The sequence below is a fragment of the Lysobacter brunescens genome (assembly GCF_042677005.1).
GTDB classification, from domain to species: domain Bacteria; phylum Pseudomonadota; class Gammaproteobacteria; order Xanthomonadales; family Xanthomonadaceae; genus Lysobacter_I; species Lysobacter_I brunescens.
On the sequence record NZ_JBHTIF010000001.1, the window covers coordinates 1,915,259 to 1,934,735 of the forward strand.

Annotated in this window: 19 protein-coding genes; 9 read left to right on the forward strand and 10 right to left on the reverse strand. The window is 68.1% G+C overall.

The annotated features are described in order from the left end of the window. Positions 1 to 19: 19 nt before the first annotated feature. Positions 20 to 2,203 (reverse strand): TonB-dependent receptor, encoded by a 2,184-nt coding sequence (locus tag ACFQ0E_RS08400; RefSeq protein WP_386823207.1) that lies wholly within the window; start codon positions 2,201 to 2,203, stop codon positions 20 to 22. 41 nt (positions 2,204 to 2,244) lie between these two features. Between ACFQ0E_RS08400 and ACFQ0E_RS08405 the strand changes: the two genes are divergently transcribed. Then, entirely contained in the window at positions 2,245 to 2,679 is a 435-nt protein-coding gene (locus ACFQ0E_RS08405) for a MerC domain-containing protein (protein WP_386823208.1), read from the forward strand. 149 nt (positions 2,680 to 2,828) lie between these two features. Continuing rightward, on the forward strand, positions 2,829 to 3,008 hold the full coding sequence (locus tag ACFQ0E_RS08410; protein ID WP_137851445.1) for a 30S ribosomal protein THX: 180 nt from the start codon (positions 2,829 to 2,831) through the stop codon (positions 3,006 to 3,008). A gap of 76 nt (positions 3,009 to 3,084) precedes the next feature. Here ACFQ0E_RS08410 and ACFQ0E_RS08415 read toward each other — a convergent pair whose 3' ends face one another. From ACFQ0E_RS08415 to ACFQ0E_RS08445, 7 genes are all read right to left on the reverse strand, one after another. Beyond that, a complete protein-coding gene (locus ACFQ0E_RS08415) occupies positions 3,085 to 4,002 on the reverse strand; it encodes an STM4011 family radical SAM protein (protein ID WP_386823209.1) in 918 nt (305 codons plus the stop codon). Between the two features lies 1 nt (position 4,003). Continuing rightward, positions 4,004 to 5,386, reverse strand: coding sequence for an STM4012 family radical SAM protein (locus ACFQ0E_RS08420; RefSeq protein WP_386824091.1), 1,383 nt, complete (start codon positions 5,384 to 5,386; stop codon positions 4,004 to 4,006). Between the two features lie 5 nt (positions 5,387 to 5,391). After that, complete coding sequence (locus ACFQ0E_RS08425) at positions 5,392 to 6,225, reverse strand: STM4013/SEN3800 family hydrolase (RefSeq protein WP_386823210.1); 834 nt, start codon at positions 6,223 to 6,225, stop codon at positions 5,392 to 5,394. Then, positions 6,218 to 7,375, reverse strand: coding sequence for an STM4014 family protein (locus tag ACFQ0E_RS08430; RefSeq protein ID WP_386823211.1), 1,158 nt, complete (start codon positions 7,373 to 7,375; stop codon positions 6,218 to 6,220). Before ACFQ0E_RS08430 ends, ACFQ0E_RS08425 begins: the two co-directional genes overlap by 8 nt. A gap of 3 nt (positions 7,376 to 7,378) precedes the next feature. Next, positions 7,379 to 8,308: an STM4015 family protein gene (locus ACFQ0E_RS08435; protein ID WP_386823212.1), complete on the reverse strand. Its 930-nt coding sequence runs from the start codon at positions 8,306 to 8,308 to the stop codon at positions 7,379 to 7,381. Between the two features lie 88 nt (positions 8,309 to 8,396). Then, positions 8,397 to 8,945, reverse strand: coding sequence for an NADPH-dependent FMN reductase (locus tag ACFQ0E_RS08440; RefSeq protein ID WP_386823213.1), 549 nt, complete (start codon positions 8,943 to 8,945; stop codon positions 8,397 to 8,399). Between the two features lie 32 nt (positions 8,946 to 8,977). Next, positions 8,978 to 10,180, reverse strand: coding sequence for a dipeptidase (locus tag ACFQ0E_RS08445; RefSeq protein WP_386823214.1), 1,203 nt, complete (start codon positions 10,178 to 10,180; stop codon positions 8,978 to 8,980). Between the two features lie 141 nt (positions 10,181 to 10,321). On the opposite strand from ACFQ0E_RS08445, the gene ACFQ0E_RS08450 reads away from it, so the two are divergent. Next, positions 10,322 to 11,008: a hypothetical protein gene (locus ACFQ0E_RS08450; protein WP_386823215.1), complete on the forward strand. Its 687-nt coding sequence runs from the start codon at positions 10,322 to 10,324 to the stop codon at positions 11,006 to 11,008. A 54-nt stretch (positions 11,009 to 11,062) separates the two neighbouring features. Here the strand turns inward: ACFQ0E_RS08450 and hutI are convergent, their stop codons facing one another. Both hutI and ACFQ0E_RS08460 read right to left on the reverse strand, forming a co-directional pair. Further along, entirely contained in the window at positions 11,063 to 12,283 is a 1,221-nt protein-coding gene (gene hutI / locus ACFQ0E_RS08455) for an imidazolonepropionase (protein WP_386823216.1), read from the reverse strand. 163 nt (positions 12,284 to 12,446) lie between these two features. Beyond that, positions 12,447 to 13,619, reverse strand: a complete 1,173-nt coding sequence (locus tag ACFQ0E_RS08460; protein WP_386823217.1) for a CaiB/BaiF CoA transferase family protein — start codon at positions 13,617 to 13,619, stop codon at positions 12,447 to 12,449. Positions 13,620 to 13,802: 183 nt separating this feature from the next. Between ACFQ0E_RS08460 and ACFQ0E_RS08465 the strand changes: the two genes are divergently transcribed. The 6 genes from ACFQ0E_RS08465 to ACFQ0E_RS08490 all read left to right on the forward strand — a co-directional run bounded on the left by ACFQ0E_RS08465 (position 13,803) and on the right by ACFQ0E_RS08490 (position 19,345). Next, positions 13,803 to 15,047 carry a formimidoylglutamate deiminase gene (locus ACFQ0E_RS08465; protein WP_386823218.1) on the forward strand — a complete coding sequence of 415 codons (1,245 nt, stop codon included), beginning with the start codon at positions 13,803 to 13,805 and terminating at the stop codon, positions 15,045 to 15,047. A gap of 142 nt (positions 15,048 to 15,189) precedes the next feature. Continuing rightward, entirely contained in the window at positions 15,190 to 16,167 is a 978-nt protein-coding gene (locus ACFQ0E_RS08470; protein ID WP_386823219.1) for a TraB/GumN family protein, read from the forward strand. A gap of 92 nt (positions 16,168 to 16,259) precedes the next feature. Next, complete coding sequence (locus tag ACFQ0E_RS08475; protein WP_386823220.1) at positions 16,260 to 16,637, forward strand: PspC domain-containing protein; 378 nt, start codon at positions 16,260 to 16,262, stop codon at positions 16,635 to 16,637. A gap of 240 nt (positions 16,638 to 16,877) precedes the next feature. Beyond that, entirely contained in the window at positions 16,878 to 17,201 is a 324-nt protein-coding gene (locus tag ACFQ0E_RS08480) for a hypothetical protein (protein ID WP_386823221.1), read from the forward strand. 168 nt (positions 17,202 to 17,369) lie between these two features. Continuing rightward, positions 17,370 to 18,584, forward strand: coding sequence for a sensor histidine kinase (locus ACFQ0E_RS08485; protein WP_386823222.1), 1,215 nt, complete (start codon positions 17,370 to 17,372; stop codon positions 18,582 to 18,584). After that, positions 18,581 to 19,345, forward strand: a complete 765-nt coding sequence (locus tag ACFQ0E_RS08490) for a LytR/AlgR family response regulator transcription factor (RefSeq protein ID WP_386823223.1) — start codon at positions 18,581 to 18,583, stop codon at positions 19,343 to 19,345. The genes ACFQ0E_RS08485 and ACFQ0E_RS08490 overlap by 4 nt, the downstream gene beginning before the upstream one ends. Positions 19,346 to 19,477: the final 132 nt, after the last annotated feature.

Genomic DNA, 19,477 nt, shown 5'->3' on the forward strand with positions numbered 1-19,477 from the left:
GGTGCGTGCGGGGGCACCGTCAGAAGAACATCCGGACGCCGAACGAGACGTTGCGTCCCGGCAGCGGTGCGAGGTCCTTCAGGAACGAGGTGTGCGGACGGGCTTCCTCGTCCAGCAGGTTGTTGGCGTTGACGAACAGCTCGTAGGCATTGCCGTTCGCACGATCGATGTGCCAGGCGATGTCGGCGTTGACCAGCGTGTAACCGTCCGTCGTTTCCTCGAATTCGGCGACGCGGTCCTGGTCGAAGTAACGCACCGCGCCCAGGCCGGCGCGCCAGTGCGTGTTCGACCAGCGCAGTTCCGCACCGAAACGTGCGGGCGCGATGCGCGGCAGGTCGCCGCTCAGGGCGATGTCGGCGGTGTAATCGTGGGTGTGGTCGTCGTGCGGCACCGAGAAGGCCACGCTGCGCGTGCCCGAACCGGTGAGGCGACCGCGCACGATGTCGCCGTAGGCGTGCAGCATCCAGTCGCCGCCGGCGTTCTCCAGGAAGGTCCACTTCAGGTCGAACTCGGCGCCGGTGAAGCGCGCATCGCCCTGGGTCCAGACGCGTGCGGGAATGTCGTCGTCGGTCACGCCGGTGTCTGCCAGGTAGATGAAGTCGTCGTAGCCGACGTAGTAGAGCGATGCGCCCAGCGACAGGTTGCCGCGATGCCAGTGCAGGCCGGCTTCCACGCGATTCGCGGTTTCCACATCCAGCGTCGGGTCGCCGAACTCGAAGCTGTTCGTCGCCACGTGCAGGCCATCCGAATACAGTTCTTCGGAGGTCGGCGAGCGCTGCGCGCGGTCGATGCCGAACGACAGGTGGAAGTCGTCGCTGAGGTTCCAGCGCAGCGCGGCCGAGAGGTTGCTCGCATCGAAATCGCGCGACGGGCCGATGGCTTCGCTGCTGTCCACGTCGATGGTGTTGCGGTCGTAGCGCGCGCCCAGCTCCAGCTTCAGCGCACCGAATTCGCGTTCGCCGACCCAGAACAGGCCGGTGTCGCGGGACTTCGAGGCCGGCACGAAGGCCTCCTCGCCGATCGCCACGAAATCGCGCTGCGAGGCCTGCAGGCCGAACGCGCCGTCCCAGCCGGCCCAGTCCAGGTGCACCAGTTCCGCGCGCGCCTCGAGGGTGTCGTTCTCGAACACCGTGCCGATCTCATCGCCTTCGAACTCGGTGTGCGTGTAGTCGGTGTTCGACAGCTTCACGCGCAGGCTGTCGAAGATGCCCAGCCCGCGCAGGCCGCCGCGCAGCTCGGTGCGGCGCTGGTCCATGCGGATGCTCACGCCTTCCTCGCCGTGTTCCTCGCCGCCGCCGTGGTCGTCCTCGTGGGCATGCGCGTGCCCCGGAATGCCGTAGCGGGTGTTGAACAGGCTCGCAGCCATGCCCAGATGACCGCGCTCGCCGACATAGGACATGCCGAAGGCGCCGGCGTCGGTGCGCACGAAGCTGTTGGGCAGACGGCCGCGCGCGCCGGGTTCATGGTCCGCATCGCCGTCGTGCGCATGCTCGGCGTAGCCCGGGATGTCGTAGTCGCCGGTCTCGCGATGCAGGCCGTCGATGTGGAACACCAGCTTGCCGTTCGCAGCGGTCGCGTCCATGCGCGCCATCGCGGTTTTCTCGTCGTTGCCGGTGCCGAAGCGGACCTCGGCGCGGCCCTCGATGGGCTCGGCCGTGACCGCATCGGGCACGCGGCCTTCGACCACGTTCACCGCCCCGCCGATCGCGCCGCTGCCGTACAGCAGGCTCGACGGACCCTTCAGCACTTCGATCTGACTGGCCAGGAAGGGTTCGATGCTCACCGCATGGTCGACGCTCACCGTCGACACGTCGCCGGCGCTCAGGCCGTCGCTCAGCACCTGCACGCGCGCGCCGTCGAGGCCGCGGATGATCGGGCGGCCGACGCCCGGGCCGAAGTACGAGGCCTGGACGCCGGGCAGGCGGCCGACGGTCTCGCCCAGCGAATTGGCCTTGGCGTTGTCGAGGGCCTCGCCGCCGAGCACTTCGACCGGGCGGATCAGGTCTTCGGCATTGCGGCGCAGCGGGCTGGCGCTGACCACGACCCGGTCGAGGTCCTTCACCTCGTCATGGCGCGGATCCTGGCCACCGTCCTGTGCCATCGCGACGGCGGGCAGGGCCAGCGCGAGTGCGAGGAACAACGGCGTACGGAGCGAGCGGGGCGTCTGGCGACGGACGGCGCGAGGGGACTGCGGTAAGGCCATGGTGGACGGGTTACACTGATGGGCGAAGTGGAAATGTTATAATGTTCCAGAACAAAAACCACCCCCCGGAAGTCATGCCCCCCGCCTCGATGACCCTGCACAAGGCCGACCGCGTCGGTTTCGCTGCCTCCTTCCTGTGCGCGATCCACTGCGCGCTGTGGCCCTGGCTGCTCGCGCTGGCCCCCGCCTTCGGGCTCGAAGTGGGCGGCTGGATTGACCTCGACCAGGCGTTCGTGGTGTTCGCGAGCCTGCTCGGCGTGTCCACGCTGAGCCTCGGCTGGCGCCGGCACCGCGCCTTCCATGCCTGGGCCCTGCTGGTGCCCGGGCTGGTGCTGGTCTGGCTGGGCGCGTTCTCGCCCCTGCACGATCACTCCGTGATCCACGCCATCGTGATGACCGTCGGCGGCCTGCTCCTGGCCCTGGCCCATCTGGTCAACCTGCGCCTCACCCACTCGGCCGCCGCCGCGCAGGCCTGAATGGCGCCCGGGGCGCTGCTGCGCGCGGGGAACGGCCCCGCATGGTAGGATGCGCGTCCTCGCGGCTCCGCCGCGGCTACACATCGCAGATGACCGAGCGCGTTCCGCGACCGGTTTCCAGAGACATCGATTCCTAGAGGATTTCCAACATGGGCAAGGGCGACCGCAAGACCGCCAAGGGCAAGCGCTACAACTCCAGCTACGGCAACGCCCGTCCGCAGGCCACCAAGAAGGCTGCCGGCACCGCCACTGCTGCCGTGAAGAAGGCCGTCAAGGCCGCGCCGGCCGCGAAGAAGACCGCCGTGAAGAAGGTCGCTGCGAAGGCCTGATCGCCTCCGCAGTACCGCCCGCAAAGCCCCGCCACAAGCGGGGCTTTCGCGTTTCAGGCGACATGAACGCGGGATTTCAGGGCGCGAGGCGCACGGGCACGCGTTCGAGCTGACCGCCGGCATAGTCGATCGCGAACGGCAGGTCCTCGCGGTGCACGTAGCCGATGAAGCAGTCGCAGGTCCGGTTCGGGCAGGGGCGCGGGCCGAGGCGGGATTCGAAACTGCCGTCGTAGAGATTGCCCAGTGGCTCGGCGACGAAGTGGCAGCGGCGCACGTCGCCGTCGCCGTTCACCGACACCACGCGCGTGCCGGTCGCGCAGGGCGCGCCGAGGCTGGGCGGCGGCGCCAGGTTCCAGCGGAAATGCGGATCGATGCGCGACAGCCGCGCGACATCGGCATCGGCGTAGTAATCGGGCGGGCGCACGTCGTAGGCGTTGAGCCACAGTGGCACCGTGTCGGGCAGGCGGGCACGCAGGCGGTCGATGTCGTCGAACAGCTCGCGCATCGCGACCATGCCGACGCTGAAGCGGATGCCGCGCCGCTGAAGCTCGCGGCAGCGCGCGACGAACGTTTCCAGTGACACTTCGCTGGGATGCCAGGTGCACCACAGCGCGAAGCTGCGGGTGTCGACGCGGTCGAGCCAGTGCGTGCCGATGCAGAGATTGGTCTGGATCGCGACCCGGCGCACCTGCGGCAGATGGCTCAGCCGGATCATCGCGTCGCGGTAGTGCCTGCGCACCAATCCCTCGCCCCAGGGCGTGAACAGGATCGACACCGCATGGTCGCGCTGCGACACCCAGTCGACGAAGCGCGCCAGGTCGGCGGCATCGCGCTGCAGCGTCGCGCGGCTGTCGCGGGTCTTCGCGAATGGGCAGTAATGGCAGTCGTAGTTGCAGCTGCTCAAGCGGCCACGGTAGAGCAGCGACAGATGGCGTTCCTGCGTCGCCGGGGTGTCGGCATCGAGCGTGGCGATGGTGGCGCGGGAGATCTCCATGTCAGCGCAGACTGTACTCGGCCATCCGCGCGGCGACCGCCGAGGAAACGAGCCAGGGGCCGAGGGTGTCGGCGCGCGCGAAGCCTTCGTCGGTCAGCGCGAGCAGGTCGTCGTCGAGACACGCGAGGCCGGCTGGTTCGAGGTCGCGCAACTGCGGCAGCTCGTCGAAGACCTCGCTGCCGAAGCGCGCGCGCCAGGCGGACAGCGAGAGGCCGGGCTTGACCAGCAGCGACTGCATCGCAAAGCGTCGCCGCTGCTCGTCGCCATCGAGCACGATGCCATGGTCGACGCGTGCGAAGTCTTCGCGCGAGAGCGACAGGTAGTGGTCGAGGATGTCGACCACGCCGCGCCGCGACACGCCATATTCGCTGGCGTAGTGCAGGCCGCGCGTGTACGAGCGCGCACCGCAGCCGATGCCGACCATGCCATCGTCCTGGCAGCAGTAGGCCGGGCCGATGTCGGTCGCGGGCGCATGCGGTGCGCGGAACATGCGCATCGACACCTGCGTGTAGCCGGCTGACAGGAGTCGGTCGCGACCGGCGCGGTACATCGACAGGCGATCGTCGACCGGTTCGGGCTGGAGTGCGAAGCGGCGCTTGCCGTCGATTTGGGAGATCCGACCGAGGCCGGTGAGCGGACGCACGTACAGCGGATACAGATAGAGTTCTTCCGGCGCGAAGGCGAGCGCGCTGTCGATCGAGGCGATGAAGCTGGCGACGGTCTGACCCGCGATGCCGTAGATCAGGTCGAGGTTGAGTGCCGGAAAACCTTGGGTGCGGATCGCATCGATCGAGCGTTCGACGACCTCGCGCTGCTGCGGTCTGACCAGCGCGCGCACTTCCGCTTCGCTGAAGCTCTGGATGCCCATGCTGATCCGGTCGATGCCGGCCTCGCGGCAGAGTGCCATTTTCTCGGCATCGACGGTTTCCGGTGAGACCTCCATCCCGGCGGGGATATCGCGCAGGTCGACGCCGCCGGCACGCAGCATCGCGAACACGCGCTGCAGCTGCGAGAAGTCAAGATAGCTCGGCGTACCGCCGCCGAGAGCGAAGCGCGCGAACGCATGCTCGTCCAATGCTTCCTGCGTCGTCGCGAACTGCGCTTCGAGTTGGTCGAGATAGCGTGCCACGGTGTCTTCGGCGGGGCGCGCGAGCGCGAACAGGTTGCAGAAGCCGCAGCGATACGAACAGAACGGGATGTGCAGGTAGAGAAACAACGCGCGCCGGTCTTCGTCGCGCCAGACATCGCGCAGGCTGCGCGGTATGTCCAGCGTGCGGTAGGCGGTCTTGTGCGGATAGGAATACGAATAGGCCTGGTATGGCGGCAGGCGCAGCAGTGCGTCGAGCGCAGGCGCGGCGACGGCTGGGAGGGCAGGAGACGTGATCGCGTTCAAGGCGTGAGCAGGAAGTGGGTGTAGGGCACGTGCATCACCACGTCGTGGGCGATGCGATGGCCGTGATAGCCGTCCTCGCCGTACGCAGTGCCGTGATCGGAACAGACGATGACGAAGGTCGGCGCGCGTTCGGTCGCGCAGGCGAACAGCGGCGCCAGCGCGCGGTCGACGTATTCGAGTGCGGCGCAGTGGCTGTCGAGGCTGTCCTCGGTCGTGCCGGGCAGGTAATGCCTGTTCGGCTGGTGCAGCGCGGACACGTTGATGAAGGTGAAGCAGCGTCGGTCGCGGAGGTCGTCGCTGCGCAGGCGTTCGCAGGCCAGCGCGACCTGTGCCTCGGTGGAATCCGGGGCGGTGACGCCGAAGCCCGGCCGCCAGTGCGCTTCGTCGAACAGCCCGGGCAAGGCGCGGCCGAGCGGATTGGCGAGGTTGAAGAAGCCGACGCCGCCGATGCAGAGCGTGCGGTAACCGAGCGAAGCGAAGCCGTGCACGATGTCGGCATGGCCTTCGAAGACGAAGGTGTTCGCGTCGATGGTCTCGCTGCCGGCGAAGGCCAGCGCGAACAGACGCGGATGCGGGCCCGGCCGTGCCGGCGTGGGCAGGAAGCCGGCGAAGAAGGCCTGGTGCGCGGCATAGGTGAAGCTGGCGGGGGTGTGCCGCAGTTCCCAGCCGTCCACAGGCAGATGGCGCGACAGTACCGGCAGGCGACCTTCGCGGAAGCAGCGCTGCGCCGCGTCGTAACGCAGGGTGTCCAGGGTGATGAACAGCACGTCGTGGCTGCCGACGATGCCGTGCATGTCGAGCGTGTCGTGTGTGCGATTCGGCTCAGGCATGGGCATGTCGCTTCGCGGGTGAGACCTGTTGCGGCGACGGCAGCGCATAGGCCCAGGCGACCTGATCGTCCCAGGCATCGCGGCCTTGCCATGTGACGTCCTGCAGGTCGTCGCCGAAGGCATTGGCTTCGAGGAAGACGCAGCGCTCGCGCAGCGGAATCAGGTCGAAGCCGATGCTCCGGCTGTGCGGGAATGCGGCGGATGCACTGCGCACCGCATGCTCGACCCGCGCGTTTGCGTCCGCATCGAGCAGGGCATCGATGCCGTCGCGCCGGTTGCCCAGGTGCAGGTTGGTCATCGGCCCGTTCGAGAGCCGGGCGACGCGCTGCCGCGCTTCGCCGTTGCCCGACACCACACGCAGGTCGAAATTCCGAGAGGCATCGTTCGACGCGCGTGGCTTCGCGACCCAGGCTTCGGCATAGGCTCCCTGCATCGCGAGCGCGTCGATCAGGGCAGCGATATCGCTGGCGCGCGTGTAGCGTTGCAGTCGCAGCCGGTTGAACAGCCGGGGGCGCCCGTCGACCTCCTGCATCCCGGCAGTGGTGCAGGCGACGCTGCGGCCATCGCGATGGCGTCGATACGCCACCACACCGGCAGCAGACGAACCGAACCGCGCCTTGACGAACACGCGATCGTGGCTGCTGGCGTCGAGCATCGATTGCAGATGGTCGTGGCCTTCGACGAGGCCGAGCATCGCGGGCGTCTCGACACCGGCTGCGGCCAGCGCCTGCTGGCAGTGCCACTTGTCGCACATGCGCAGGATGTCGTCCGGCGCGTTGAGCCAGCGCGCGCCAGGCAGTGTCTCCGCCAGCTGTCGGAGCAGATCGGCGAATCCGGCGAAGCGCAGGTGCATGTCGACCAGCTCGCCGCGCATCCGCGCCATGGCTTGCGTACCGTCGAAACACGTCAGGCCACGGCGCACGAAGGCATCGTGGACCACGTCGTCTGCGCCGGGCGAGTCGAGTTTCACCGCGATGGCATCCGCTGCAGCATCGAGGAATTCATCGGGCGATGCCAGCACGGACACGTAGTCGAATACCCGCGGCGGCGGCAATCCATGCCGGGCGAGCGCCGCACGCAGGCCTTGCATGCGGCGATGCCCCGATGGCTGCTGCCCAGGCTGACCGACCAGCACCATGCGCGACAGCATTGTTTACTCGCCGACCTCGACGTAGCGATCGCCGTCGTTGTCGTCGGCATCCTGCGGGTCGTCGAGAACGACCTTGCACGGCAGCGTCTTGAGCCGGGCCTGCACCTCGTCGCTGATGTAGTGGTGGCTCAGGTCGAGCGTGCCCAGGCCGGCGAGGTGCGGGCTGTCGCAGAGCGCCAGCGCGCCTTCGTCGCCGATCGTGCCCATCGACAGGTCCAGGGTGTCGAGCTTGCCCAGCCACGGCTGCGCGGCCAGGTGCAGCGCGAGCGCGTCGCTGATCTGCGCGTTGCGCAGTCCGAGATACTGCAGGCGCGACGCGTCGACGGCGTCGAGCAGTTGCGCGTACAGCGCGAGATCACCGTCGAAACCGTAGTTCTCGTCGCCCAGCCACAGTTCGAGGCGCGTGAGCGCAGGCATGCGCGAAGCGGCGATGGCCTTGGCAATCCCGCTGGGCAGGCCGCCGCATTCGATCGCGAGCAGCTGCAGTGCGTCATGCGAGAACGGTGCCAGGGCCAGGCTGGTGCTGCCGCGCACGCGCAACGACTGCAGCTGCGGGAAGGCATCGAGCAGCGGGTTGTAGTCGGCCTGGATGATCCACGAGATCTCGCAGTCTTCGTAGGTCATGTCGCCGACGAACAGATGGCGCAACGCAGGCAGTTCGGCGCGACGCTCGATCAGGCCATCGAGGAAGCCTTTCGGGCTTTCGTCGTGGGCTTCGCTCCAGGCGCCGATGACCAGGGTATCGAGCGCGGCGGTGTCGACCTGCGCAAGGAAGGCGTCGAGCAGGTCGCGCTGGCTTTCCTCGGAATCGTAGTCCTGGCTCAGGCGGTAGGCGGTGGTACGCACCGAGGCCGGGTCGGCGATGGTGTCGCCCATGCGGAATTCGACGACGGGCTTGCCCTGGTACTGCGCCTGGGTGTCGTTGACGGTCATGCGGGATCCTTGTCTTGCGTCGGGTCGGGTGAAGGACGGGATTGTCGCGTGCGCGCGTCTCGGATCGCGAGACGCGCGCCGGAAGAGGTCAGCGTGCGGCGAACGCGGCGAAGCCGGCGACGAAGTCGGCGAGCGCTTTGCGTGTGGCCTCGTCGGTGAGCTGGCCCTGTGCATCGAACAGGCCGCCGGCGCGCGATACCTGCAGGCGGCCGCCGGTCCAGTACCGCACCTTGAGCGTGCGCAGCACCGGCAGCCAGGCGTTCTGAGCGAGGAGCGTGCCGAAGCCGCCGGGCGAGGCGCCGATCACCGCGAACGGTCGGTCGCCGAACACCCGGCCGGTGTCGTCGGACGGGCGCGACAGCCAGTCGATCGCGTTCTTGAACACGCCCGGGATGCCGTTGTTGTACTCCGGCGTTGACAGCAGCACCGCGTCGCTGTCGACGATGCGCTGTTTCAGCGCGGCGACCGCGTCGGGAATGCCTTCGCGCTGTTCGAGATCACCGTCGTACAGCGGAATGCCGTGCAGGGTCGCGACATCGAGCGACACGCCATCGCCCGCCTCCGCCTGGGCCGCGCGCAGCAGCGCAGTGTTGAACGAGCCGGCGCGCAGGCTGCCGGAAATGCCGAGGATCTTCATCGCATGTCTCCTTGACGGTGTCGGGTTCGGGATCAGCGTGATGCAGCGGCCTCGATGGCCGTCCACGCGCGCAGCAGGTTGCCGCCGAGGATCTTGCGGATGTCGGCATCGGAATACTTGCGCGCCTGCAGGCCGGCGACGAGGTTCGGGAAATCGGCGACGGTCTTCAGGCCCTGCGGCAGCGCGCCGCCGACGCCGTCGAAATCCGAGCCGATGCCGATGTGGTCGATGCCGACGAGCTTCACGCCGTAATCGATCTGGTCGAGCACGGCATCGATGCCGACCGGCAGCGGCGGATGCGCCTTGTCCCAGTCGGCGTCGAATTCGGCGACGGTCTTCGTGGTGCGGCCGGCGGCGCGTTCGCGTTCGAATTCGGCATAGGCGACGAAGTAGGCCTGGGTCTGCGCGGCCGAGGCCGGGTCGACGAAAGCGTTGCCGAACGGGATCTGGATCACGCCGCCCTTCGCGGCGATGGCCTTGGCCAGTTCATCGCTGAGGTTGCGCTCGAAGCTCGGCGTGAAGTGGCGCAGCGCCGAATGGCTGGCGATCACCGGCGCACGGCTCAGGTCGATGGCCTGTCGTGCAGCGTCGTCGGAGAGGTGCGAGACATCGATCATCATGCCCAGCCGGTTCATCTCGGCGACGACCTCGCGACCGAACGGGCTCAGGCCCTTCCAGCGCTTCTCGGCCGCGTAGGACGAGTCGGCGATGCGGTTGTTCGCGCTGTGGGCGAGGGTGATGTAACGCACGCCGCGCTGGAAGAAGAAGTCGAGCTTCGCCAGGTCGTCGCCGATCGGCGCCCCGTTTTCCATGCCCATCGGCAGCAGCACGCGGTCGTTCGCGCGCAGGCGGTCCACGTCGCGCGGCGAGCGCAGGATCGCGAACTTGTCCGGATGGCGCAGCGCCAGCGAGTCCACGGCGTCGATCATGCGGTTGGCGACGTTCCAGGCGCTGCCGTCGTCGTCCTGGCCGGGCGAGGTGTAGACCGACATGAAGGCCACGTCGAGGCCGCCGGCACGCGCCTTGGGGTAGTCGAATTCGCCGGACTGCGTTTCGCCGAGATCCTTCCACTGCTTCATCAGCTCGGTCGGCGAATCGATGTGGGTGTCGACGATCACCGCGTCCTGCGCGAGCTTGCGCGCAGCGGGGGTGGCATCGGTGGCCTGCGTCGTCGCGGAGAGCAGCGCGAGGCCGAGGAGCGGCACGGAAAGGACGCGGGCGTGTGTCGTTCGCATGGGCCCTCCGGGCCTGTCTGGTTCGAGGGATTGTCCCGTGAAGCAGGGCGGGCGGGAAGTGGCGCCGCGTGTCCTGTTCTCGCAGGGCTTTCCGATTCGGCACACTACACGATCCTCTGCCCTCGACCTCATGGAGACTGGATGTTCACTCGTTCCGAAAAGATCCTCGGCGCCTATGCCGGCGTGCTGACCGTCGCCCTCGTCGCGGCCATGCTGACCGGCGCGCGTTCCGGGGCACCGGCGAAGTTCGACACCCTCGACGTCCAGCGCATCAACATCCGCGAGCCCGACGGCACGCTGCGCATGGTGCTGTCGAGCAATGGCCGCTTCCCCGGTGCCATCATCGCCGGCAAGGAATACCCGCATCCGCGCACCCAGGCCGGCGTGTTGTTCTTCGATGACGAGGGCAGCGAAAACGGTGGCCTGATCTTCGCAGGCAAGCAGGGCGCCGACGGCAAGGTCAGCAGCGGCGTGAGCCTGACCTTCGACCGCTACCGGCAGGACCAGCAGCTGCAACTGATGGGGCTGGACCAGGGCGGGCGCCATTTCGCGGGCCTGACCGTGAACGACGTCATCGACGGGACGAAATACCCGGTGTTCGGCGGCGAGCAGAAGCAGGGCGAGGGTCCGCAGGCGATCACGCGCCGCCTCTACGTCGGCAAGACGCCGTCCGGTGACGCGGTACTGCATCTGGGCGACGCCAGCGGCAAGCCGCGACTGGCGATCAAGGTGACGCCCGAAGGCGAGGGCGCGATCATGTTCCTCGACGCGAAGGGCAACCCGCAGAAGATCATTACGGCCGAGGACATCGCGGCCGCAACACGCTGACCAACAGCTGCCTGATCGGCCTCCTGTCCGATCGGATCGACGCGGGCGGACGGCTCAGCGCCGTTCGCCCGCCGACCAGACACCGCGCGACAGATCGCCGCCGAGCCAGTAGCACAGTTCGGCGGGGCGGCGGATGTTCCACAGCGCGAGGTCCGCGCGCAGGCCGACGCGCAGCACGCCGCGATCGTGCAGGCCCAGCGCGCGCGCTGCGTGTTCGGTCGCGCCGCGCAGCGCCTCTTCGGGCGTGAGCCGGAAATGCGTGCAGGCCAGCGACATCGCCTCGCGCAGCGACAGCACCGGCGCGGTGCCGGGGTTGCAGTCGGTGGCCACGGCCATCGGCACGCCGTGCGCGCGGAACGCGGCCAGTGGTGGCAGTTTCGTTTCGCGCAGGCAGTGGAAAGCGCCGGGCAGCAGCACCGCGACCGTACCGGATTCGGCCATCGCGCGTACCGCATCGTCGTTCGTGTATTCGACATGATCGGCGGACAGCCCGCCGAATTCCGCCGCGAGCGCGGCGCCGCCGAGATCGCTGAGCTGGTCGGCGTGCAGCTTCACCGGCAGGTCGAGCGCACGTGCGGTCTCGAACACACGGCGCGTCTGCGCGGGCGTGAAGCCGATGCCTTCGCAGAACGCGTCGACGGCATCGACCAGGCCTTCGGCATGCAGCCTCGGCAGCCAGTCGATCACGGCGTCGATGTAGTCGTCGGCGCGCCCTGAAAATTCTGGCGGCAGCGCGTGCGCGCCGAGAAAAGTCGTGCGTACCGTGATGCCCAGCGTCTCGCCGATGCGGCGGGCGACGCGGAGCATCTTCCGCTCGTTGTCGAAGTCGAGGCCGTAGCCGGACTTGATCTCCAGCGTGGCCACGCCGTCGCGCAGCAGCGCCGCCGCGCGCGGCATGGACTCCGCGTGCAGCTCGTCCTCGCTCGCGGCGCGCACCGCACGCACGGTCGACAGGATGCCGCCGCCGGCACGCGCGATCTCCTCGTAGCTCGCGCCCTGCAGGCGCAATTCGAATTCGTGCGCGCGGTCACCGGCGAAGACGACGTGGGTGTGGCAGTCGACCAGCGCCGGGGTGACCCAGCCGCCATCGGTCTCGATCACTTCGCCGGCCAGCGATTCCGCATCGGCGGGGAGAGAAGCACGCGGACCGACGAAGGTCAGCACACCGTCGGTCCAACCGAGCGCGCCGTCCTCGATCACGCCGTAATCTGCACCATCGAGTGTGACGAGATGTGCGCCGAGGAGAAGACCATCGAAGGATGTCGTGTCGTTCATGGGTATTGTGTGTCCGGTGTATCGCCATCAGGGCTTTGTAGCGCGGATCGAAGATCCGCTGCTCTTTGTAGAGCGGAGCTTGCTCCGCTGCTTTCTCGCATTTCCCGCATTCCCAGAAAAAAGCCGAGCGGAGCAAGCTCCGCTCTACAGGAGCCACTGTCGATCATCGCAACGCACCGTTCGCGCGCAGCGTGGCCGCATCGAAACCAAGCCCCGCGCAGATCGCATCGGTGTGTTCGCCCAGGTGCGGCGGGCGGACGGGAGCGATCATCGGCGAGGCGCTCATGCGCAGCGGGCTGGCGACCATCGGCACGCCGTCGGCTTCGATTCGCAGCCCGCGCGCGGTGGCGAGTTCGCCGTGCAACGCGTCGCGCACCGAATTCACCGGCGCGGCGGGAATGCCGGCGGTTTCGAAACACGCCAGCCACGCAGCGACGGTATCGGCAGCGAAGCATCGTTCGAGTTCCGGGATCAACCAGTCGCGATGCTGCACGCGCGCGGCATTGGTGGCGCAGCGCGGATCGTCGCGCCAGTCGTCGCGGCCGATCAGATTGCACATACGCTGCCACAGCGCATCGCTGCCGCAGGCCAGGGCGAACGCACCGTCGGCGGCGTCGAAGGTCTGGTAGGGCACGATGCTGGCGTGCGCATTGCCGTAGCGCTTCGCGTCCTGGCCGGTGAACAGCACGCTGCTCGCCACGTTCGCGAGCGCCTGCACCTGCACGTCGAACAGGCTCAACTCGATGCGCTGGCCTTCGCCGGTGGTGTTCCGCTGGTGCAGCGCGGCGAGGATCGCGATGGCGGCGTTCAGGCCGGTGGTCAGGTCCACCGAGGCGACACCGACCTTGCTCGCCGGGCCCTCGGCGGGACCGGTGATCGACATCAGCCCGGATTCGGCCTGCACCGCGAAGTCGTAGCCCGGCCGCAGCGCGCCGGGGCCGCTGCGGCCGTAGCCGGAGATCGCGCAGAGGATCAGGCGCGGATTGAGCGCGCGCAGCGTCGCCTCGTCCAGGCCCAGCGACTCGGCGACGCCGGTGCGGAAGTTCTCGATCAGCACATCGGCGTCGCGGATCAGCGCTTCGAGCAGCGGCCGCGCGTCGGGATGGCGCAGGTCCATCGCGATCGAGCGCTTGCCGCGGTTGCAGCTGGCGAAATAGGCCGAGAGCCGCGCCTCGCCCTCGCCGAGGAAAGGCGGACCATACCCCCGCGTGTCGTCGCCTTCGAGCGGCTCGATCTTGATCACCTCGGCGCCGAGGTCGGCCAGGGTCATCCCGCACCAGGGCCCGGCGAGCACGCGGGCGAGTTCGAGGACCTTGAGGCCGGTGAGTGCGGGCATGGCGGTGGGCGGGCGGGGGAGGTGGGCAGTGTAGCGGGCGGGCGTTGTCGTTGCGGTGATGCCCCTACACCGGCCCTCCCCGCATCGCGGGGAGGGAGAAGAGCGCAACGATCCCGCTTCGCTCCCTCCCCCGCGAGCGGGGGAGGGTTGGGGTGGGGGCGACCCCGATGCGACAATCCGCCGATGACCTCGCACATCTCTCTCGTCGACGGCCGCTGGCAGCTGCCCGGCATCGTCAACCAGCATTCGCATGCGTTCCAGCGCGCCATGGCCGGCCTGGCCGAGCGCATGACGAACCCCACGGATTCCTTCTGGACCTGGCGCGAGACCATGTACCGCATGGCCGCGCGCTTCGATCCCGACCAGCTCCACGCGGTGGCCTCGCAGCTGTACGCGGAGATGCTGGAAGCGGGCTACACGACGGTCTGCGAGTTCCACTACCTGCACCACGCGCCGGACGGCCGGCCCTACGACGATCCGCCGACGATGTCGCGCGCGCTGATCGCCGCCGCGCGCGACACCGGCATCCGCCTGACCCTGCTGCCGGTGCTGTACATGACCGGTGGCTTCGACGCCCGGCCGCTCAACGAGCGCCAGCGCCGCTTCGGCCACACCGTCGATGCGTATCTCAGGTTGTTCGACACCCTGCATCGCGAACAGGACGACACCCTGCGCGTCGGCTGCGCCCTGCACAGCCTGCGCGCGGTGCAGCCGGGCGCGATGGCGGACGTGCTCGCCGCGTTGCCCGCCGATGCGCGCATCCACATCCACATCGCCGAGCAGATCGGCGAAGTCCAGGACTGCCTCGCCATCCGCGGCGACCGACCGGTCCGCTGGCTGCTCAACCACGTCGACCTCGATGCGCGCTGGACCCTGGTCCACGCCACGCACCTCGACACCGACGAAGTGGTCCGCGTCGCCGACAGCGGCGCCAACGTCGCGATCTGCACGACCACCGAAGCCAACCTCGGCGACGGCCTGTTCCCGGTGCGCGACTACTTCGACGCCGGCGGCGCCTGGGGCGTCGGCTCCGACTCGCACATCTCGGTGTCGCCGGTCGAGGAACTGCGCTGGCTCGAATACGGCCAGCGGCTGGTCACGAAGCACCGCAACATCGTCGCCACCGAGGCCATGCCCAGCGTCGGCGACGTGCTGCTCGCCGGGGTGCGCGCCAGCGCCGAGCGCAGCAGCGGCTTCGCCGACGCCGTGCTGCTCGGCGACCGCATCACCCTCGATGCCGATGCCCCGCACCTGGTCGGCGCCACGTCGGACGACATCGCCGACCGCTGGCTGTTCAGCGGCAACCGCAGCCTCGTCGACCGCGTCGAAGTCGCTGGTCGCGAGGTCGTGCGCGGTGGCCGGCATGTCGACCGCGAGGCCATCGCGGCGCGGTATGCGGTGGCGCTGAAGGCACTGCTGGCGGGTTGATCCGCAGCCGGACGCGTTTCATCCGCCACAACCGGGCATTCGTCGCACGCGTCGGCAGGCCGGTTGCGGCATCGGCATCCTGATCCTGTCGCCGCATGGTGCGGCTTGAACAGAACGTCGAAGACGACGAAAGGCATTCCCGATGAAGCGCAAGGCCCTCACCCTCAAGACCCTCTCCCTCAAGACGCTCGCCGTGGCCGCCGCGCTGGCGCTGTCGAGCACCGCCGCGCTGTCGGCCTCGGCGGCCGATGCGCCTGCGGCGCAGGCGCCGTCCACGCACACGCCGCTGCTGTGGAAGGTGTCGGATGGCGACAACAGCCTGTACCTGCTGGGTTCAATCCATGTGCTGAAGAAGAGCGACTATCCGCTGTCGCCCGACGTGGATGCGGCGATGCGCGATGCGAAGACGGTGATCTTCGAACTGGACATGGACGCGATGATGAAGCCGGACAGCCTGGCGAAGATGCAGCAGAGCTTCGCGTTCGAGGACGGCCGCAAGCTGGGCGAGGTCCTGCCGGCCGATACCCGGGCCAAGCTCGAAGCGCTGTTCGCCAAGACCGGCACGCCTTTCTCCTCGGCGGAAGGCATCGAGCCGTGGGCGATCAACATGCAGCTGGCCATGGGCCTGATGATGGGCATGGGCTTCGATCCGCAGGCCGGTATCGACATGCACCTGACCCGGGAAGCGAAGGCGGCCGGCAAGACCCTGCTTGCGCTGGAAACCCTGCAGGACCAGCTGGAGGTGTTCGAAGCGTCGCCGGAGTCCGAGCAGATCGGCATGCTCGACAAGTTCCTGAGCGATCCCAGGCAGGCAGCGCAGGCCAGCATCACCATGCATGCCGACTGGAAGGCCGGCAACATCGAAGGACTCGACCGCTCGCTGCGCCAGAAGATGGCCGTCGAATCGCCGGAAAGCTACCGCCTGCTCAATACCGCGCGGAACGACAGGTGGGTGCCGAAGCTGCAGGCGCGGCTGGATGGGCACGGCAAGGGCGACAACAGCCTGGCAGTGGTCGGTGCGCTGCACCTGCTCGGTGCCGATGGCGTGGTCGAGAAGCTGCGCGCCAAGGGCTATCGCGTCGAGCGCGTGTGCACCGGTTGCGACACCGCGAGGCAGTGAACGATGTCTTCGATGCCTGGCGCATCGCGCGACCTCGGCGATGCGACGGCCGCAAGCGCCGACGTGCCTGAGCCACGCCTGCCGAAGCCGTCATGGCGATGGCGCCTGCTGTTCTGTGCGGCCATCGTCTGCGCCGTGGTCGCGGTGGCGGTCGTCGCGATGCCGGAACGGTTCCTGTCTTAAGCGAGGGCGATGGCGTCGCACGCGAAGCGCTGAGCCAGCCTGCTTTCGAACCCATGGAGATCGAAACGATGTCGAATGATCTGGAATTGCTCCGGAAGTCGTCCACGGACCGTCAGTGCGACGGCATCTGCGGCGGCCTGGGCGAGCACACGTCGTGGCCGGCATGGCTCTGGCGCGCGCTGTTCGTGCTGCTGGCGCTCTGCTACGGCGTGGGCATCGTGATCTACTTCGTGTTGATGATGTTCATGCCATGCGCGGAGGCGAAGGTGCCCTCGACCGGGACCTGAGTCGACACGCCGGGCAACACCGCAACGGGCGCCCATGCAAATAGGCGCCCGTTGTCGTTGGTGATGTCGTCGAAGCGAAGCGCCACCAGCCGGGCGGCGCAGGGTCGCCCGGTACAAGGCCCACCCCGGGGCAGCGGGGGTTCGTCGCCGCCAGGGCCGGTTTCGTCGCAAACCCAGGCAGGGCGGGTCGCTGGCGGGCACGCTGGAATCCTGTCGAAACCGGAAGTCGAGAAATTCGCCATGGCCGTCGCCGCCTATCCCACCTTGCTGTGCACCGTCCTCTTCGCGCTGTTGTCTGCGTCTCCCGTCGCTGGCAGCACCGCGCCATCGCAGGCCTCCGATGCGACCGTGCTGGTCGATGTCGACGCCAGCATCGATGGACGCTGGGGTCGCCTGTCCGGCAACATCGCCCTGCATGCGGCACGGCCGCTCGCCACCTGGCAAGCGGATCTCGCGGTGTCAGGCCTCCGGGTCGGGATCGCGCGCGATGCCTCCGGCATGCAGGCGGACTTCGATGCTTCCGGCCTGGTCTCGTCGCTCGCCCGCCGCCTGATGCCGCGTTGAGCGCCCGGCTCGCGCGCAGCGCAGCAGGCAGACCGCTTTCCGTTACTCCGCAAATGATGTCCACCGCAAATCGATGTCCACCGCAAATGATGTCCACCAGGATTCCCGATGACCGCAAGCCCCGCACCCCACGCCTCCACAGCTGCCCGGCCTGCGTCGCCGCCCACGATGAGCGAACTGCCCTGGGTGGCCGACATCTGGCCGCTCCGCTATCGACGCTATCCGGTGTTCTCGTGGTCGTGGCTGTGGCGTCGCTCGATCCTGTGGGGCATCGTCCTCGTCGGCTGGGCCCTGTTCACCGGCATGAGCTACATCCTGCTGAGTCGCAAGGTCGACGTGGCGCGCGATGCGATCGTGCTCAGCTTCGTGTCGCTGATGGCCGCCCATTCCATCGCGCCACTCCTGGCGACGCTGGTGCGGACGCGCTGGCAGACCTCGCCGCACGTGAATCGATACGTCGTGGCCGCGGTGCTGGTGGGTTTCCTTGCGTCGATGGCCATCCATGAAGTCGCCTATTACCAGAAGGAGTTGCTGCTGAAGTCCACGTCGCTGGCCTGGGTGACCAAGGCGCATCGCGAGGCGACCGGATGGGTCGTCGCCTTCAACATGACGTTCAAGTACGGCATGTTCCTGGCGATCTTCTACCTGATGGGCGGCGGGCACGCGCTGTGGTCCTATTTCCGCTACCAGCGTCGCTGGAAGGAATACCAGCGCCAGCAGGAACTCGATGCCCTGCAGGCGCAGAAGCAGGAATCCGAACTTCGCCTCGGCCTGCTGCAGGCCCAGGTGGAACCGCATTTCCTGTTCAACACGCTGGCGGTGGTGCGCGCGCTGGTGCGCACGGATGCCGCACGCGCGGAAGCCACGCTGGATGCGCTCGTCGACTATCTGCGTGCGACGATCCCCAAGCTGCGCGACGGCGAGCGACAGCTGCATTCCACGCTCGGACAGCAGATCGACCTGTGCGCGAGCTACCTCGAACTGATGCGCCTGCGCAGCGACGGTCGCCTGACCCACGCACTCGACGTCGATCCCGCGCTGCGCCAGCTGCCGTTTCCGCCGATGCTGCTGATCACGCTGGTGGAGAACGCGATCAAGCACGGTCTCGAACCCAAGCGCGGTGCGGGCAAGGTCACCATTGCCGCCGAGCGCGATGGCGACCGCTTGCGCGTCGCGGTGATCGACGACGGCGTCGGCCTGCAGCCGGGGCTCGGCGGCGGCCTGGGTCTGGATAACGTGCGTTCCCAACTGGATGCGCTGTATTCGCACCGGGCCTCGTTCGACCTGCGCAGCGCGCCGAGTGGGGGTGCCCGCGCGCAGATCGACATCCCGTTGGATGACAGCCGGCCTGACGACAGCAAGCCCGACGAGGTGACCGCATGAGCGACACGATCCGCGCCATCCTTGCCGAGGACGAAACCCCGCTGCGCGACGCGTTGCGCGCGATGCTCGGCATCGTCTGGCCCGAACTGGAGATCGTCGCCGAATGCGAGGACGGCATCGCCGCGATGGAAGCGATCGCCGGGCATCGTCCGGACGTGTGCTTCCTCGACATCCGCATGCCCGGCGTGACCGGCCTGGACGTGGCGCGCGCGGCGATCGCGGCGAAATCGCAGGTGGTGTTCACCACGGCCTACGACGAATTCGCGGTGCGCGCGTTCGAGGCCGGCGCGGTCGACTACCTGCTGAAACCCATCCAGCCCGAGCGCCTCGGCCGCGCGGTCGAACGCCTGCGCGAGCGCCTGGCGGCACGCAACGGCGGCGATGTCGACACCGACCTCGACGCGCTCGAAACGCGGCTCAAGCCATCCGGTTCGCGCCTGATCCGCTGGATCAGCGCCGCCGTCGGCGACAGCGTGCGCATGCTCGGCATCGACGAAGTGCTGTATTTCCAGGCGCAGGACAAGTACGTGCGCGTGGTCACCGCCGAAGGCGAGGCGATCATCCGCACACCGATCAAGGACATCCTCGCAGGTCTCGACCCTGACATTTTCTGGCAGGTGCATCGCGGCACCGTCGTGCGCGTGTCCGCGATCGACCGCGTGCGCAGGGACGAACTCGGCAAGAGCCTGCTGAGCCTGCGCGGTCGCAGCGATGCCCTGCCGGTCAGCGCCGCGTTCCTGCACCGCTTCAAGGGGATGTGATCGCAGCGCGAGGCTTCTTTTGCTTTGCTTTGTTTCTGCTTTGTAGGAGGGCCTTCAGGCCCGAGCTTTTTTTGATGTTCGTCATCAGGTCAAAAGCTCGGGCCTGAAGGCCCTCCTACAAAGGCAACATCA

Coding starts and splice junctions, on each gene's coding strand:
- ACFQ0E_RS08430 (WP_386823211.1), bottom strand. CDS start 7,375: ATGCTGTCGCGCATGGTGCTGGTCGGTCAGCCTGGGCAGCAGCCATCG.
- hutI (WP_386823216.1), bottom strand. CDS start 12,283: ATGAACGACACGACATCCTTCGATGGTCTTCTCCTCGGCGCACATCTC.
- ACFQ0E_RS08480 (WP_386823221.1), top strand. CDS start 16,878: ATGGCCGTCGCCGCCTATCCCACCTTGCTGTGCACCGTCCTCTTCGCG.
- ACFQ0E_RS08410 (WP_137851445.1), top strand. CDS start 2,829: ATGGGCAAGGGCGACCGCAAGACCGCCAAGGGCAAGCGCTACAACTCC.
- ACFQ0E_RS08425 (WP_386823210.1), bottom strand. CDS start 6,225: ATGCCTGAGCCGAATCGCACACACGACACGCTCGACATGCACGGCATC.
- ACFQ0E_RS08490 (WP_386823223.1), top strand. CDS start 18,581: ATGAGCGACACGATCCGCGCCATCCTTGCCGAGGACGAAACCCCGCTG.
- ACFQ0E_RS08400 (WP_386823207.1), bottom strand. CDS start 2,203: ATGGCCTTACCGCAGTCCCCTCGCGCCGTCCGTCGCCAGACGCCCCGC.
- ACFQ0E_RS08470 (WP_386823219.1), top strand. CDS start 15,190: ATGAAGCGCAAGGCCCTCACCCTCAAGACCCTCTCCCTCAAGACGCTC.
- ACFQ0E_RS08435 (WP_386823212.1), bottom strand. CDS start 8,308: ATGACCGTCAACGACACCCAGGCGCAGTACCAGGGCAAGCCCGTCGTC.
- ACFQ0E_RS08460 (WP_386823217.1), bottom strand. CDS start 13,619: ATGCCCGCACTCACCGGCCTCAAGGTCCTCGAACTCGCCCGCGTGCTC.
- ACFQ0E_RS08485 (WP_386823222.1), top strand. CDS start 17,370: ATGAGCGAACTGCCCTGGGTGGCCGACATCTGGCCGCTCCGCTATCGA.
- ACFQ0E_RS08450 (WP_386823215.1), top strand. CDS start 10,322: ATGTTCACTCGTTCCGAAAAGATCCTCGGCGCCTATGCCGGCGTGCTG.
- ACFQ0E_RS08405 (WP_386823208.1), top strand. CDS start 2,245: ATGTTCCAGAACAAAAACCACCCCCCGGAAGTCATGCCCCCCGCCTCG.
- ACFQ0E_RS08475 (WP_386823220.1), top strand. CDS start 16,260: ATGGCGATGGCGCCTGCTGTTCTGTGCGGCCATCGTCTGCGCCGTGGT.
- ACFQ0E_RS08445 (WP_386823214.1), bottom strand. CDS start 10,180: ATGCGAACGACACACGCCCGCGTCCTTTCCGTGCCGCTCCTCGGCCTC.
- ACFQ0E_RS08440 (WP_386823213.1), bottom strand. CDS start 8,945: ATGAAGATCCTCGGCATTTCCGGCAGCCTGCGCGCCGGCTCGTTCAAC.
- ACFQ0E_RS08415 (WP_386823209.1), bottom strand. CDS start 4,002: ATGGAGATCTCCCGCGCCACCATCGCCACGCTCGATGCCGACACCCCG.
- ACFQ0E_RS08465 (WP_386823218.1), top strand. CDS start 13,803: ATGACCTCGCACATCTCTCTCGTCGACGGCCGCTGGCAGCTGCCCGGC.